The organism is Mesorhizobium sp. BR1-1-4 (assembly GCF_020165375.1).
Lineage (GTDB): Bacteria > Pseudomonadota > Alphaproteobacteria > Rhizobiales > Rhizobiaceae > Mesorhizobium > Mesorhizobium australicum.
This window is the reverse complement of record NZ_JAIUIB010000004.1, coordinates 413,249-428,725: the sequence shown is the minus strand read 5'-3', so window position 1 is coordinate 428,725 and position 15,477 is coordinate 413,249. Positions and strand designations below refer to the sequence as shown.

Sequence of the window (15,477 nt, the reverse complement as noted above, 5' to 3'; positions counted from 1 at the left end):
GCAAGGCCGTCCATTCCCAGCAACGAGGCATTCTTTCCATGGCGAAGATCAAGGTGGCGAACCCGGTCGTCGAACTCGACGGCGACGAGATGACCCGCATCATCTGGCAGTTCATCAAGGACAAGCTGATCCACCCTTATCTCGACCTCAAGCTCGAATATTACGACCTGGGCATCGAGCATCGCGACGCCACCAACGACCAGGTGACCGTCGATTCGGCCAACGCCATCAAGAAATACGGTGTCGGCGTGAAATGCGCGACCATCACCCCCGACGAGCAGCGCGTCGAGGAATTCAAGCTAAAGAAGATGTGGAAATCGCCGAACGGCACCATCCGCAACATTTTGGGCGGCACCATCTTTCGCGAGCCGATCATCATGAAGAACGTGCCGCGCCTGGTGCCCGGCTGGACCAAGCCAATCATCGTCGGTCGCCACGCCTTCGGCGACCAGTATCGCGCCACCGATTTCCGCTTTCCCGGCAAGGGCAAGCTGACGATCAAGTTCGTCGGCGAGGACGGCCAGGTCATCGAGCACGACGTGTTCGACGCGCCCGGCGCCGGTGTCGCCATGGCCATGTACAATCTCGACGAGTCCATCCGCGAATTCGCCCGGGCGTCGCTGAACTATGGCCTGCTGCGCAACTATCCGGTCTACCTGTCGACCAAGAACACCATTCTCAAGGCCTATGACGGCCGCTTCAAGGATATTTTCCAGGAAGTCTACGAGGCTGAATTCGAGACCGAGTTCAAGTCGAAGAAGCTCTGGTACGAGCACCGCCTGATCGACGACATGGTGGCCTCGAGCCTGAAATGGTCGGGCGGCTATGTCTGGGCCTGCAAGAACTATGACGGCGACGTCCAGTCCGACACGGTGGCGCAAGGGTTCGGTTCGCTCGGCCTGATGACCTCGGTGCTGATGACGCCGGATGGCAAGACCGTCGAAGCGGAAGCCGCGCACGGCACCGTCACCCGCCACTATCGCCAGCATCAGAAGGGCGAGGAAACCTCGACCAATTCGATCGCGTCGATCTTCGCCTGGACGCGAGGCCTCGCGCACCGCGCCAAGCTCGACGACAACGCCGAACTGAAGCGTTTTTCCGAGACGCTGGAAAAGGTCTGCATCCAGACTGTCGAGAGCGGCTTCATGACCAAGGACCTGTCGCTCTTGATCGGCCCCGACCAGCCCTGGCTCTCGACCACCGGCTTCCTCGACAAGATCGACGAGAATTTGCAGAAGGCGATGGCGTAACCGCCTCGCGGACGAATGGGCAAGCCGGTCGTCTACGGCGCGGATTACAGCGTCTATGTACGCATCGTCCGGCTTGCGCTCGAGGAGAAAGGCATCGCCTACGATCTCGTGCCGGTCGACATCTTTGCAGAAGGTGGCGCGCCGGCATGGTACGGCAAACACCATCCTTTCGGCCGCATCCCGGCCTTCGAGCATGACAATTTCCGCCTGTTCGAGGCGAGCACGATCGCTCGCTACGTCGACGAGGCCTTCGACGGGCCGGCGCTGCAGCCCGCCGACATACGCGCCCGCGCAAGGATGAACCAGATCATCGGCATGCTCGACGCCTACGCCTACCGTGCGATGGTCTGGGATGTCGCGATCGAGCGTCTGGAGAAGGAAGTGCCCGACGAGAGCTTGATCGCGGATGGCCTGCGGCAGGCAGAGACGGTGCTGAAGGCGCTGACTTCGCTGAAGCAAGACGGGCCCTGGCTGCTCGGAGACCAGCTGACCCTGGCCGATCTGCACGCGGCACCGATCATCGCCTACTTCGTCAAGGTTCCAGAAGGGCGGGGATTGCTGGCGCAGTTTGCAGGCATCTGGGATTTGTATTTGCGAATGGCTGGCCGCCCGAGCTTCGTGCGTACCGAAAAAGCGTATAACTCGAGGTGAGCTTCCTCGACGTCGCGCCGCCCCTGCCCTGGCGGGCATTTCTCCCCGTGAACGGGGAGAAAGAGGCTGTCGCGTTGCCGGCGCTCTTCTGCAACGAGGGCGATTGGCGAAGGGCGCGACGAAAGCGCCCTTCTCCCCGTTCTACGGGGAGAAAATGGCGGCAGCCAGATGAGGGGCAGCGCTGCCCCAAGAGAAAGGATCCCGCCTGGCCCCACGCATGGTAGCTACGCTGCTTCGAGTGCCGCCCTCACCGCCGCGATCGCATCATCGGCCTTCGACGCATCCGGGCCGCCGGCCTGCGCCATGTCGGGGCGGCCGCCGCCGCCCTGCCCGCCCAATGCGGCGGAGGCCACGCGAACAAGGTCGACAGCGCTGAAACGGCCGACGAGATCATCGGTGACAGCGACCACGACGCTCGCCTTGTTGTCCTCTCCGGCGCCAACGAACACGACGACGCCAGAACCCAACGAAGTCTTGCCCGCGTCGGCCAGCGGCTTGAGATCCTTCGGCGAGACACCTGACACCGCCTTGCCGAGAAAGCCGACGCCAGCGACGATCTCGTTGGCGGCAGGAGCATCGGCAGGCGACCCGCCGCCCAGCGCCAGTTTCTTGCGCGCTTCGGTCAGGTCCTTCTCGAGCTTCTTGCGCTCCTCGAGCAGCGCTTCGACGCGCGCTGGCACATCTGCGGGCGAAATCTTAAGCGTCGCCGCCGTGATCTTCAGGCGTCGGTCCTGCTCATCGAGATGCCTGCGCGCGGCCTCGCCGGTCAATGCCTCGATGCGGCGCACGCCGGCGGCGACAGCACCATCCGAGACGATGCGCACCAGGCCGATATCGCCGGTCGCCTTGACATGCGTGCCGCCGCAGAGCTCGACCGAATAAGGCCGGTTGGCCTTGGCGCCATGCAGGCCCGTGCCCATCGACACGACGCGCACCTCATCGCCATATTTCTCGCCGAACAGCGCCATCGCGCCCTCGGCAATGGCGTCATCGACCGACATCAGGCGCGTGGTCACCGGGCCGTTCTGCACGACGATCTCGTTGGCCATGCGCTCGACCTCTTCGAGCTCCTGCGCGGAGATCGGCTTGTTGTGCGAGATGTCGAAGCGCAGACGCTCGGGTGCGACCAGCGAACCCTTCTGCGCGACATGGGTGCCCAGCACCTCGCGCAACGCCTCGTGGATCAGGTGCGTCGCCGAGTGGTTGGCGCGCAGCCGGGAGCGCCTGGCATGATCGACCTTAAGTTCGACCGCGGCACCCGGCCTGACCGTGCCGGCGACCACCTTGCCGAGATGCACGAAGAGGCCATCGGCCTTCTTTTGCGTGTCGGAAATCTCGATCGAGAAGCCCTCGCCCGAGATTATGCCGGTGTCACCCATCTGGCCGCCGGACTCGCCGTAGAACGGCGTCTGGTTGACGACCACGGCGACCGCATCGCCCTTGCCGGCGCTGTCGACGGTCTTGCCGTCCTTGACCAGCGCCTCGATGAGGCCTTCCGCCTGCTCGGTTTCGTAGCCGAGGAATTCGGTGGCGCCGGTCTTTTCACGCACCGAGAACCAAACCGTCTCGGTGGCGGCCTCGCCGGACCCGGCCCAGTGCTTGCGCGCCTCCGCCTTCTGCTGCTCCATCGCATTGGTGAAGCCGGCAAGGTCGACCGAGATGCTGCGCTGCCGCAGCGCGTCCTGCGTCAGGTCGAGCGGGAAGCCATAGGTGTCGTAGAGCTTGAATGCCGTTTCGCCATCGAGCATGTCGCCGGCGCCGAGCTTCTCCGTCGCCTCGGACAGCAGCCCGAGGCCACGCACCAGCGTCTTGCGGAAACGGGTCTCCTCGAGTTTCAGGGTCTCGGCGATCATCGTTTCGCCGCGTGCCAGTTCGGGATAGGCCTGGCCCATCTCGCGCACCAGCGCCGGCACCAGCTTCCACATCAGCGGCTCGTTCGCCCCCAGCAACTGCGCATGGCGCATGGCGCGGCGCATGATGCGACGCAGCACATAGCCGCGGCCTTCGTTCGACGGCAGCACGCCGTCGGCGACCAGGAAGGAGGACGAGCGCAGATGATCGGCAATGACACGGTAGGACGCAACCGTTTCGGCGTCGGGCGCGCGCCCAAGTGCCGAGGATGCCGCATCGATCAGATGACGGAACAGGTCGGTCTCGAAGACGCTCTCCACCCCTTGCAGGATGGACGCCATGCGCTCCAGGCCCATGCCGGTGTCGATCGACGGGCGCGGCAGGTCGACGCGCTCCTCTTTCGTCACCTGCTCATACTGCATGAACACCAGGTTCCAGAATTCGAGGAAGCGATCGCCGTCTTCCTCGGGACTGCCGGGAGGTCCACCCCAGATGTGCTCGCCACGATCGATGAAGATTTCCGAGCATGGTCCGCAAGGACCGGTGTCGCCCATCGCCCAGAAATTGTCCGAGGTCGGGATGCGGATGATGCGATCGTCGGAGAAACCGGCGATCTTCTTCCAGAAGCCAGCCGCCTCGTCGTCTGTGTGATAGACAGTGACCAGCAGCTTGTCCTTCTTCAGCCCGAACTCCCTGATGATGAGGTTCCAGGCAAGCTCGATGGCGCGCTCCTTGAAATAGTCACCGAAGGAGAAATTGCCGAGCATCTCGAAAAAGGTCAGGTGGCGCGCGGTATAGCCGACATTGTCGAGATCGTTGTGCTTGCCGCCGGCGCGGACGCTTTTCTGGGCTGTGGTGGCGCGCGAATAGGGCCGCTTCTCCAAACCGGTGAAGACATTCTTGAACTGCACCATGCCGGCATTGGTGAACATCAATGTCGGATCGTTGCGCGGCACGAGCGGGCTCGAGGCCACGACCTCGTGGCCTTCCTTGCGGAAATAGTCGAGAAAGGTCGACCGGATCTCGTTGACGCCACTCATGGATACTGCCTTTTCAAGAGAGCCGCCGGCCGGACCGGCGGGAGATGGCTCTATATTTTCTAGAAGATGGAGCTGGCCTTTTAGCCGTAGCTCTTGACCCTGTCCAGAAACACGGAATTGGGCCAATTCGCGCTTTGCACCGGCACTTGCGGGGCCGCCCAAACGAAAACCGCCGGCGCGAAGGCCGGCGGTTTGGAACGCGGTACTACAGAACTCTGTTACTTAAGCATTGACTAATAGTCTGGATTTATGGCCAAATTCTGACCGTTGCCTACATCGCGCCGGCTTCGTCCTCAAAACCGTCTTCGCCATTGCCCTCGGAGCCACCATTTTCGAGGAACTTTTCGGCGATCAATCCGGCATTCTGCCTGAGCGCTAGCTCGATCTCGCGCGCGGTATCGGGATTGTCGCGCAGGAACAGTTTCGCATTCTCGCGGCCCTGGCCGAGACGCTGCGAATTATAGGAGAACCAGGCGCCCGATTTCTCGACCACGCCGGCCTTGACGCCGAGGTCGACCAGTTCGCCGGTCTTGGAGACGCCCTCGCCATACATGATGTCGAACTCGACCACCTTGAAGGGCGGCGCCAACTTGTTCTTGACCACCTTGACGCGGGTTTGGTTGCCGACGACCTCGTCACGATCCTTGACCGAGCCGATACGGCGGATGTCGAGGCGAACCGAAGCGTAGAATTTCAGCGCGTTGCCGCCGGTCGTGGTTTCGGGCGAACCGAACATGACGCCGATCTTCATGCGGATCTGGTTGATGAAGATGACCATGGTGTTGGAGCGCGAGATCGACGCGGTCAGCTTGCGCAGCGCCTGGCTCATCAGGCGGGCCTGCAGACCCGGCAGCGAATCGCCCATCTCGCCCTCGATCTCGGCACGCGGCGTCAGCGCCGCCACCGAATCGACCACCAGCACGTCGATGGCGCCGGAACGCACCAGCGTGTCGCAAATCTCCAGCGCCTGCTCGCCGGTGTCGGGCTGCGAGATCAGCAGGTTCTCAAGATCGACGCCGAGCTTGCGGGCGTAGACCGGATCGAGCGCGTGCTCGGCATCGACGAAGGCGCAGATGCCGCCCTTCTTCTGGGCTTCAGCCACGGTGTGCAGGGCCAGGGTCGTCTTGCCGGAGCTTTCCGGCCCGTAAATCTCGATGATACGGCCGCGCGGCAAGCCACCGACGCCGAGCGCGATGTCGAGGCCGAGCGAGCCGGTCGGCACCGTTTCGATCTCGACGACCTGCTCGTTGGCGCCGAGCCGCATGATCGAGCCCTTGCCGAAAGCCCGCTCGATTTGCGACAGCGCCGCATCCAGAGCCTTTGATTTGTCCACTGCCTTATCCTCTACCAGCCGCAAAGAATTCTGAGCCATGATACATCACCCCTTGGTCGTCAATGAAGGCCGGACAATCCGTGATCCCTGCCATTTTGTACCTTTTTTGTTCTCATTTGGCAAGGGGTGACAACCAACTGAAAAACAAAGGATATCGCGGTTTGTTCTTTTTTTGTCTCGCAAACCCTGGCACGAACGGGCTCCGCATTGGGCCAGACGGCTCGATCGTATCGCCCGACCGAATCGCCGACCAGCATGCGAAGCTCTGTCGCGCACTCTAGCGCTTGTGCGGCCGCAACAACAAAGGTCATATCGCCACCATGGTGGAATCCCCGAAGATCCTGGCCGTGGGCGGCGCCCATATCGACCGGCGTGGCCAGGTGTACGGTCCCTATGTGCCGGCAGCCTCCAATCCCGGCACGATGCGCGAGGATGTCGGCGGGGGCGTCTTCAATGCGTTGCGCAGCATGGTGCGGCGCGGCGTGTCGGCCTCCCTGGTGTCGATGCGGGGCGGCGATGCGTCGGCCGATACGGTTTCACGGGCCATCGCCGAGGCAGGCATCGCCGATCTTTCGGCGGTGTTCCTCGACCGTACCACGCCGAGCTACACGGCATTGATCGATCGCGAGGGCGAATTGATCGTCGGCTTTGCCGACATGGCACTGTACGACCTGGCTTTTCCCAAGCAGATCAGGCGTTCCAAGATACGCCAGGAGGTGGCCGCCGCCGATGCCATACTGTGCGACGCCAATCTGCCGTCGGCCGCCCTGGAGCGGCTGCTGTCACTCGCCGCCGGTAAACCGGTTTTCGCCATCGCGATTTCGCCGGCGAAGGTAACGCGGCTGATACCGGTTCTCGGCGGGCTGGCCCAGCTCTTCATGAACCGGCGAGAGGCCGTCGTGCTGGCCGGTGTCAATGCAGCGGCCGCCGAGCGGGAAATGGTCGACGGGTTGCGGTGCAGCGGCCTTGCCAGCGGCGTGGTCACGGCCGGCAGCGGCCCTGTGCTGGGTTTCGATGAGACAGGCGCCTTTTCGATCCTGCCGCCTGCCCCCAGAAAAGTCGCCGATGTCACCGGCGCCGGCGACGCGCTGGCAGGTGCGACGGTCGCAGCACTGCTGCGGGGCCAGCCGCTGCGCCACGCCGTGCGCGAGGGCGTCGCCGCGGCAACGCTGGCCATCGAAAGCGCCGACGCGGTGCCCGAATTCACCGCGGCGAGCTTCGCGGAAGCGCTGGCCCTTGTGCCGGATGCCAGGGAAGTGGCATGAGACCCGGCAAGTTCATAACGCGGTGAAGCTACGCTTTCCTGATGGATGCGCCGCACTCCGGATTGGAGATCAGAGATGACGCCAGAGACCGCCCGCCCCTTCATCGATATCCACGCACCGGTGGCGCAGGCCCTGGCCGCCGGGCGCCCGGTGGTGGCGCTCGAAAGCACCATCATCACCCATGGCATGCCCTATCCCGACAATGGCGCCATGGCGGCCAACGTCGAAAAGATCATCGCTGACGGCGGCGCCGTGCCGGCAACCATCGCGGTGGTCAACGGCCGCATCAAGATCGGGCTTTCGGACGGCGAACGCGAATCGCTGGCGATGACCGGTGACGCCATGAAGCTGTCGCGCGCCGATCTCGCCTTCGCCGTCGCGCAGGGCCGCACCGGTGGCACCACGGTCGCCGCCACCATGATCGCGGCTGACATGGTCGGGATAAAGGTGTTCGCCACCGGCGGCATTGGCGGCGTGCACAAGGGGGCGGAAAAGAGCTTCGACATCTCGGCCGACCTCGATGAATTGGCGCGTACACCGGTGATCGTCGTCTCGGCCGGCGCCAAGGCGATCCTCGACATCGAAAAGACGCTGGAAGTGCTGGAGACGCGCGGCGTGCCCGTGGTCGGCCATGGCTGCGAGACGATGCCGGCCTTCTGGTCGCGGCAGTCACCGTTCCGGGCGCCATTGACCTTGCACGGACCGGAAGATATCGCGCATTTCTACCGGACACGCCTGGCTCTGGGCTTGGGCGGCGGCATGCTGATTGCCAATCCCGTGCCGGAATCCCACGAAATCCCCGCTGAAGAAATGGCGGGCTACATCGAAGCCGCGCAAAAGGCGGCCGAAGCCCTCAACGTCACCGGCAAGGCCGTGACGCCGTTCCTGCTGGGAAAAATCCTCGAACTCACCGGCGGCCGCAGCCTGAAGACCAACATCGCGCTGGTCGAGAACAATGCAAGGCTGGCGGCTGAGATCGCCAAGGCGCTGTAGGGACTGCCAAGAAAGTCCCCCTCACCCGGATTGCCAAGACCGAATTGCAAAGAGCAATTCGGGGCAATCCGACCTCTCCCCGAGGGGAGAGGAACTTGCGGCCTCAACGCAAACCTCTTCTCCCCGCCGGGGAGAAGGCGGCCGCGAAGCGGCCGGATGAGGGGTGGCCTCGCGCTGGCGGGAGCCTACTTCCCCGCCCGCCGCCCAGCTTCGTAGGCGCGTCGCGCCCACACCGTCATTTCGTCGGGATCGTCGAAAGCGCTGTCGGGAATGCTCCAATAGGGCATGGCGACAAGCTTGCCGTGGCGAGAGCCGGTGTAGGTCCACTGCCGGCAGCCCGCGGCTTCGAACTCCGATGCGCTCTGCGCGTCGGCTTTCAGCAGCAATTCGCCGCGCAGCACGATGGCGACGATGACGCCATCGAAATAGATGCCTTTGCCGCCGAATAATTTTCGGATGCTGACCGGACCGAGGCCCTCGAACAGTTCCGCGATGCGCTCATTGTCCATGCCGCGATCATGTCACCGGCATTTGGCCTTGTCATCGCCGCAACCAAAATCATGCTGACAGGTTGTGGCTATCCTGTCGGAGTTTTAGCCATGCCTGTGCTGCTCAAGGGGTCCTGTCGCTGCAACGCCGTGCGTTTCGAGGTGGAAAGCCACACGCCCGTGCCGTTCATGCTGTGCTACTGCTCGATCTGCCGTAAGCAGCAGGGCGGCGGCGGTTTCGCCATCAATCTCGGCGCCGCCTACGAGACGCTGAACATCAGGGGCAAGAGCAATCTCGGCGTCTATCGCGCCGAGATCGAGGATGACGAGCATCCCCACTGCGAGATCTCGACCGGGGAGCGCAATTTTTGCCGCAAATGCGGGTCGGCGCTCTGGCTCTACGACCCAACCTGGCCGGAGCTAGTGCATCCCTTCGCCTCAGCGATCGACAGCGACCTGCCGAAACCACCCGAAAAAGTGCATCTGATGCTGAAATACAAGGCGAACTGGGTCGAGCCTGAGATCGGCAAAGGCGACAAGACGTTCGACGTCTATCCCGAGGAATCGATCGCGGACTGGCACAAGCGGACGGGTATGTGGGTGGAGTAGCTTTCTTCGCCCCGTTTACGGGGCGAAGGAAGATCAGGCCGTGGCGCGCGCCTCGGCCAGCGCCTTGAGATCGGCCGGCTTCAGTTCGACCGATTCGCCGCAGCCGCAGGCCGAACTCTGGTTCGGGTTGTGGAAGGTGAAACCGGTGCGCAGCGTCGTCTGCTCGAAATCCATCTCGGTGCCGAACAGAAACAGGGCGGCTTCCGGAGCGACATAGACATGCGCGCCATCGCGCTCGATATGGTCGTCCTTGGTGTTGGGCTCGGTCACCAGATCGACCGTGTATTCCATGCCGGCGCAGCCGCCCTTCTTGATGCCCAGGCGGATGCCATGCGCGTTTTCGCGCGTGGCGACGATCTCGCGCACCCGGTCGGCGGCCTTTTCGGTCATCGTGATGACGGCAAAGCGTCCCATGTTTTTCCTTCTCCATTCCATGCAGGTTCAAGGCCTGCCGAATGATTCCTCACCTAAAATGGTGAAGTTTTACCACCGGCGCAAGTGTGCCAGGTGCGGCGCTAGTACCAGCCCACCGCCACCTGCGCCTCTTCGGACATGCGGTCGGGCGTCCAGGGCGGATCGAAAGTCATGTTGACCTCGACGCCGGAGACGCCCTCGACCGCGCCGACGGCATTTTCAACCCAGCCGGGCATTTCGCCGGCCACCGGGCAGCCAGGCGCGGTCAGCGTCATGTCGATCTTGACCGAGCGGTCGTCCTCGACGTCGATCTTGTAGACGAGGCCAAGCTCGTAGATGTCGGCCGGGATTTCCGGGTCGTAGACCGTCTTCAGCGCCGAGACGATGTCGTCGGTCAACCGCGCCAGCTCATCAGCGGGAATTGCCGAGGCGGAAACGACGCTGTTGCCGGCGGCTTCCGGCGTAGCTTCGGTGGTGGTGCTCACATCATCCATGGTCGTCACCCGAAAAAAATCGTCATCCGAAGAATTTGCGCGCTTTTTCAAGCGCCTCGGCCAAAGCGTCGACTTCGGCCCTGGTATTATACATGCCGAACGATGCCCTGCATGTGGAGGTTACGCCGAAACGTTTCAACAGCGGCTGGGCGCAATGGGTGCCGGCACGGACCGCCACGCCTTGCCTGTCTATCACCATCGACACGTCATGGGCATGAATGCCTTGCAGCTCGAAGGAGATGATGGCGCCCTTGCCGGGCGCATCGCCGAAGATGCGCAGCGAGTTGATGGCGCGCAGGCGCTCGTGGGCGTAGGTCTTCAAGTCTTCCTCATGCGCGGCGATGCGCTCGCGGCCGACAGAGTCCATGTAGTCGAGCGCGGCGCCCAGTCCGATCGCCTGGACGATCGGCGGCGTGCCGGCCTCGAAGCGATGCGGCGGCTCGTTGTAGGTGACGATGTCTTCCGTCACCTCCTCGATCATCTCGCCGCCGCCCATGAAGGGCCGCATGCCGGCGAGACTATCCTTCTTGCCGTAGAGCACACCGATGCCCGAGGGACCGTAGACCTTGTGGCCGGTGAAGACGAAGAAATCGCAATCGAGATCCTGCACGTCGATCGGCATGTGCACCGCGCTCTGGCTGCCGTCGACAAGCACCGGAATTCCACGCGAATGCGCGATGCGCACGATCTCCTTGATCGGTGTCACCGTGCCCAGCGCGTTCGACATCTGCGTGATGGCCACGAGTTTAGTGCGATCGGTCAGCCGCTTTTCGAATTCCTCGATGTGGAAGACGCCGAGATCGTCGACCGGCACCCAGACCAGCTTGGCGCCCTGCCGCTCGCGGATGAAGTGCCAGGGCACGATGTTGGAGTGGTGCTCCATGATCGACAGCACGATCTCGTCGCCCTCGCCGATATTGGGCATGCCATAGCCATAGGCGACGGTGTTGATGGCCGACGTCGTGTTGGAGGTGAAGACGATGTTGTCGGTGCTTGGCGCGTTGAGGAAACGGCGCACCGTTTCCCGCGCCTTTTCGTAAGCGTCGGTGGCGGCATTGGACAGAAAATGCAGGCCACGATGGACGTTCGCGTATTCCTGGGAATAGGCGTGCTGGATCGTGTCCAGCACCACCCGCGGCTTCTGCGCCGAGGCACCATTGTCGAGATAGACCAGCGGCTTGCCGTAGACTTCGCGCGACAGGATCGGGAAATCGCGGCGGATCGCCTCGACGTCGTAGAAATCTCCAATCTTGCCCGGTGCGTTCATCAGCTTCACCCGTGCGTCACAAACCACTCGTCGAGCTTCGCTTCCAGCGCCTCGACAATCGTCTCGTCGTCCAGTTCCTCGATCACCTCGGCGACGAAAGCCTTGACCAGCAGACCGCGCGCGCTCTTTTCGTCGACGCCGCGCGCCATCAGGTAGAATAGATGGTCGTGGTCGATCTCGGTCACCGTCGCGCCGTGGCCGCAGACGACGTCATCGGCGAAGATTTCGAGCTCCGGCTTGGTCGAGAACTCGCCATCGTCGGACAGCAACAGCGTGTTGCAGGCCATCTTGGCGTTGGTCTTCTGCGCATATTGATGGACGTTGATGCGGCCCTGGAAGACGCCACGCGCCTTGCCCGTCACCACGTTGCGGACGATCTCCGTCGAGGTCGTGTGCGGCACGGCGTGGTCGAGCACCATGGTCACGTCAGTGTGGGTGTCGCCGGCGAGCAGGTTGATGCCGCGCAATCGGAAGTCGGCGCCCTCACCTGTCGTCTTGACCATGATCTCCTGGCGCACAAGCTTGCCGCCGGCGTTCATGACGAACAGCGTCAGTTTCGCGTTCTTGCCGATATGGGCCTTGAACTGTGCCAGATGCGTCGCCGTCTCCGGCTGCTCCTGCACGATCAGCCACGTTACCTCAGCACCTTCGCCGAGCACGAGTTGGCTGACCGAACTGGTCAGCGCCGCGCCCTCGCCCGCCTGACGCTCGACGATAACGGCCTTGGCGCCGGCGCCGACGCGAGCGGCCAAGCGCACATGGGTCTGGCCGCCGGCCTGCAAATTCTGCAGCTCGACCGGCTTTTCCAGTTCGGCGCCATCGGCGATGTCGACAAAGTAGCCGTCGGCAACGAAAGCCGTGTTCAGCGCACCGATGGCATCGTCATTGCCATAGGGATCGAGGCCCGGCGCGATGCTGCCGTCAATCAGCTTTTCCGACAGGCGCTGGACGCTGACGCCCTCGACAACTGGCGCCTTGGCACTCGATACGCCGTTCAACAAGCCTAGAACCGTCGAACCGTCGACGATTGGCGCAATGGCTTTCGCCGTGGCGGCCGGGTCGAACTCCGGCACCGCGTTCAAAAGGCGGCGCAGGTCGGTATAATGCCAGGATTCGATGCGTCGCGTCGGCAAGCCGTGCTTGATCGCTTCGATGGCATCGTCGCGCTTCAGCATCACCGCGCCGTCCCCCGGCAACAGCGACAGCCGGTCGCCGAACGCGTCGATCAACGCTGTCTCGGCCGGTGTGCGCTGCGGTTGTGTGTGCATATTCATCAGCTTTGCCCCGTCTTTTGGCACAAAATGACCTGGCATCTCACGCGGCTTCGCCGATCACGCCGGCATAGCCGTTGGCTTCAAGGTCGAGCGCCAGCGACTTGTCGCCCGACTTGATGACCTGGCCCTTGTAGAGCACGTGCACGCTGTCGGGCACGATGTGCTCGAGCAGGCGCTGGTAGTGGGTGATGACCAGGAACGCCCGGTCCGGCGCGCGCAGCGCGTTGACGCCATCGGAGACGATCTTCAGCGCATCGATGTCGAGGCCGGAATCGGTCTCGTCGAGCACGCAGAGTTTCGGCTCCAGCAGCTTCATCTGCAGGATCTCGGCACGCTTCTTCTCGCCGCCGGAGAAGCCGACATTGAGCGGCCGCTTCAGCATCGCCATGTCCATGCTGAGCGAGGCGGCGGCTTCCTTCACGCGCTTGAGGAATTCCGGGATTTTCAGCGGCTCTTCACCACGCGCCTTGCGCTGCTCGTTCATGGCCACCTTGAGAAATTCCATGGTCGCGACGCCCGGTATCTCCATCGGATACTGGAAAGCGAGGAAAATTCCTGACGTAGCGCGCTCGGCCGGATCCATTTCGAGGATCGACTGGCCGTTGTAGAGGATGTCGCCCTCGGTCACCTCATAGTCCTCGCGGCCGGCAAGGATGTAGGACAGGGTCGACTTGCCCGAGCCGTTCGGGCCCATGATCGCGGCGACCTCGCCGGCTTTCACCGTCAGGTTCAGGCCGCGGATGATCTCGGTGCCGTCATCGACGATGCGAGCATGCAGGTTCTTGATCTCAAGCATTCTTTGTTTCCTGAATATTTATCTGGGCTGGTCAGCCCACCGAGCCTTCCAACGAGATGCCGATCAGCTTCTGCGCCTCGACGGCGAACTCCATCGGCAGTTGCTGGATGACGTCCTTGACGAAGCCGTTGACGATCAGCGCGATGGCTTCCTCCTCGGGGATGCCGCGCTGCATGACGTAGAATTTCTGGTCCTCGGAAATCTTCGACGTCGTCGCCTCATGCTCGAACTGCGCCGTCGAGTTCTTGGCTTCCATGTAGGGCACGGTGTGGGCGCCGCACTGGTCGCCGATCAGCAGGCTGTCGCAGTTGGTGAAATTGCGGGCATTGGTCGCCTTGCGGTGCGCTGAGACCTGACCGCGATAGGTGTTCTGCGAGAAGCCGGCGGCGATGCCCTTGGAGATGATGCGGCTCGACGTGTTCTTGCCGAGATGGATCATCTTGGTGCCGCTGTCGACCTGCTGATAGCCGTTCGACACCGCGATCGAATAGAATTCGCCCGAGGAATCGTCGCCGCGAAGGATGCAGCTTGGATACTTCCAGGTGATTGCCGAGCCGGTCTCGACCTGGGTCCACGAAATCTTCGAACGGTCGCCACGGCAGTCGCCGCGCTTGGTCACGAAATTGTAGATGCCGCCCTTGCCCTCGGCGTCGCCGGGGTACCAGTTCTGTACCGTCGAATATTTGATCTCGGCATCGTCGAGCGCGACCAGTTCGACCACCGCCGCATGAAGCTGGTTCTCGTCGCGTTGCGGCGCCGTACAGCCCTCGAGATAGGAGACGTAGGCCCCCTCCTCGGCGATGATCAGCGTTCGCTCGAACTGTCCGGTGTTCTTCTCGTTCATGCGGAAATAGGTCGACAGCTCCATCGGGCAGCGCACCCCCTTCGGCACGAAGACGAAGGACCCGTCCGTGAACACGGCCGAATTCAGTGTGGCGTAGTAATTGTCGGAGGTCGGCACGACCGAACCGAGATATTTCTGCACCAGTTCGGGATGCTCGCGGATGGCTTCGGAGATCGAGCAGAAGATGACTCCGGCCTGCGCCAGTTCCTTTTTGAAGGTGGTGACGACGGACACGGAATCGAACACGGCGTCGACGGCGACGCGGCCCGACTTGTAGACGTTGTCGCTGGCTTCCTCGAACTCCGAGGCGTCGGTCTTCTGGACGCCTGCGAGGATCTCCTGCTCCTTCAACGGAATGCCGAGTTTCTCGTAGACTTTCAAGATCTCAGGATCGACGTCGCTGAGCGAAGTCGGTCCGGGCGTGCTCTTGGGCGCCGCGTAATAGTAGATGTCCTGGAAGTCGATCTTGGGGTAGTTGACGCGCGCCCAGGTCGGCTCTTCCAGCGTCAGCCAGCGCCGATAGGCTTCGAGGCGCCATTCCAGCATCCAGGACGGTTCGTCCTTCTTGGCCGAGATGAAACGGATAATGTCTTCGCTCAGGCCCTTGGGAGCCTTGTCGACGGCGATCTCGGTCTGGAATCCGTATTTGTATTGGTCGACGTCGATCTTTCGGACCCGATCAATCGTGTCCTGCACAGCAGGCATAAGCGTTCTCCATCCACGCCGGGGTCAAGGCCCGACAGTTTTCAAACTATGGCACCGCCAAATGGACACCGAGCAGCATCCGCGGCAGCGTAAGTTCAATATAGTGCGCCTCGACCGGAAATTCACCCGGCCAGCATGAAACGCACGGCTCTACCAGGCCGAAAGGCCCAAATCCGTTTTTCTCAAGCATCGGATTCTCCGTC

General features: G+C 62.7%; 16 protein-coding genes. 6 read left to right on the top strand and 10 right to left on the bottom strand.

What is annotated here, in order from left to right:
* Positions 1-38 precede the first annotated feature (38 nt).
* Together LB571_RS11265 and LB571_RS11260 are read left to right on the top strand one after the other, a co-directional pair.
* Positions 39-1,250: an NADP-dependent isocitrate dehydrogenase gene (locus tag LB571_RS11265; protein ID WP_224594461.1), complete on the top strand. Its 1,212-nt coding sequence runs from the start codon at positions 39-41 to the stop codon at positions 1,248-1,250.
* Between the two features lie 15 nt (positions 1,251-1,265).
* Positions 1,266-1,901 carry a glutathione S-transferase family protein gene (locus tag LB571_RS11260; protein WP_224594457.1) on the top strand — a complete coding sequence of 212 codons (636 nt, stop codon included), beginning with the start codon at positions 1,266-1,268 and terminating at the stop codon, positions 1,899-1,901.
* Between the two features lie 224 nt (positions 1,902-2,125).
* Here the strand turns inward: LB571_RS11260 and alaS are convergent, their stop codons facing one another.
* A complete protein-coding gene (gene alaS / locus LB571_RS11255) occupies positions 2,126-4,792 on the bottom strand; it encodes an alanine--tRNA ligase (protein WP_224594455.1) in 2,667 nt (888 codons plus the stop codon).
* A 271-nt stretch (positions 4,793-5,063) separates the two neighbouring features.
* Positions 5,064-6,164 carry a recombinase RecA gene (recA, locus tag LB571_RS11250; protein ID WP_140787554.1) on the bottom strand — a complete coding sequence of 367 codons (1,101 nt, stop codon included), beginning with the start codon at positions 6,162-6,164 and terminating at the stop codon, positions 5,064-5,066.
* Between the two features lie 281 nt (positions 6,165-6,445).
* On the opposite strand from recA, the gene LB571_RS11245 reads away from it, so the two are divergent.
* Together LB571_RS11245 and LB571_RS11240 are read left to right on the top strand one after the other, a co-directional pair.
* Positions 6,446-7,390: a carbohydrate kinase family protein gene (locus LB571_RS11245; protein ID WP_015318160.1), complete on the top strand. Its 945-nt coding sequence runs from the start codon at positions 6,446-6,448 to the stop codon at positions 7,388-7,390.
* A 75-nt stretch (positions 7,391-7,465) separates the two neighbouring features.
* On the top strand, positions 7,466-8,383 hold the full coding sequence (locus LB571_RS11240; RefSeq protein ID WP_224594452.1) for a pseudouridine-5'-phosphate glycosidase: 918 nt from the start codon (positions 7,466-7,468) through the stop codon (positions 8,381-8,383).
* 185 nt (positions 8,384-8,568) lie between these two features.
* On the opposite strand, the gene LB571_RS11235 is transcribed toward LB571_RS11240, so the two are convergent.
* Positions 8,569-8,892: a TfoX/Sxy family protein gene (locus LB571_RS11235; RefSeq protein ID WP_015318162.1), complete on the bottom strand. Its 324-nt coding sequence runs from the start codon at positions 8,890-8,892 to the stop codon at positions 8,569-8,571.
* Between the two features lie 90 nt (positions 8,893-8,982).
* Here LB571_RS11235 and LB571_RS11230 point away from each other — a divergent pair, with 90 nt between their 5' ends.
* Positions 8,983-9,480 (top strand): GFA family protein, encoded by a 498-nt coding sequence (locus LB571_RS11230; RefSeq protein ID WP_015318163.1) that lies wholly within the window; start codon positions 8,983-8,985, stop codon positions 9,478-9,480.
* Positions 9,481-9,513: 33 nt separating this feature from the next.
* Here the strand turns inward: LB571_RS11230 and sufA are convergent, their stop codons facing one another.
* The 4 genes from sufA to sufD all read right to left on the bottom strand — a co-directional run bounded on the left by sufA (position 9,514) and on the right by sufD (position 12,653).
* Positions 9,514-9,894 (bottom strand): Fe-S cluster assembly scaffold SufA, encoded by a 381-nt coding sequence (gene sufA / locus LB571_RS11225; RefSeq protein ID WP_015318164.1) that lies wholly within the window; start codon positions 9,892-9,894, stop codon positions 9,514-9,516.
* Between the two features lie 101 nt (positions 9,895-9,995).
* Positions 9,996-10,388, bottom strand: coding sequence for an SUF system Fe-S cluster assembly protein (locus tag LB571_RS11220; protein WP_023773197.1), 393 nt, complete (start codon positions 10,386-10,388; stop codon positions 9,996-9,998).
* Positions 10,389-10,410: 22 nt separating this feature from the next.
* The gene (locus LB571_RS11215; RefSeq protein ID WP_140617006.1) at positions 10,411-11,655 is read right to left on the bottom strand and encodes a cysteine desulfurase; all 1,245 of its coding nucleotides are present in this window, start codon (positions 11,653-11,655) and stop codon (positions 10,411-10,413) included.
* Positions 11,656-11,660: 5 nt separating this feature from the next.
* Positions 11,661-12,653: a Fe-S cluster assembly protein SufD gene (sufD, locus tag LB571_RS11210; RefSeq protein ID WP_224594449.1), complete on the bottom strand. Its 993-nt coding sequence runs from the start codon at positions 12,651-12,653 to the stop codon at positions 11,661-11,663.
* Between sufD and LB571_RS28965 the strand changes: the two genes are divergently transcribed.
* On the top strand, positions 12,568-12,759 hold the full coding sequence (locus LB571_RS28965; RefSeq protein ID WP_224594446.1) for a PEP-CTERM sorting domain-containing protein: 192 nt from the start codon (positions 12,568-12,570) through the stop codon (positions 12,757-12,759). The two genes, sufD and LB571_RS28965, sit on opposite strands and share 86 nt — an antisense overlap.
* A 210-nt stretch (positions 12,760-12,969) precedes the next feature.
* Here the strand turns inward: LB571_RS28965 and sufC are convergent, their stop codons facing one another.
* From sufC to LB571_RS11190, 3 genes are read right to left on the bottom strand one after another with little or no spacing between them, the layout of a single operon-like run.
* Positions 12,970-13,725: a Fe-S cluster assembly ATPase SufC gene (gene sufC, locus LB571_RS11200; protein ID WP_015318168.1), complete on the bottom strand. Its 756-nt coding sequence runs from the start codon at positions 13,723-13,725 to the stop codon at positions 12,970-12,972.
* A gap of 31 nt (positions 13,726-13,756) precedes the next feature.
* The gene (sufB, locus tag LB571_RS11195) at positions 13,757-15,274 is read right to left on the bottom strand and encodes a Fe-S cluster assembly protein SufB (RefSeq protein ID WP_140617008.1); all 1,518 of its coding nucleotides are present in this window, start codon (positions 15,272-15,274) and stop codon (positions 13,757-13,759) included.
* A gap of 46 nt (positions 15,275-15,320) precedes the next feature.
* A complete protein-coding gene (locus tag LB571_RS11190; RefSeq protein WP_015318170.1) occupies positions 15,321-15,464 on the bottom strand; it encodes a hypothetical protein in 144 nt (47 codons plus the stop codon).
* Between the last annotated feature and the right edge of the window lie 13 nt (positions 15,465-15,477).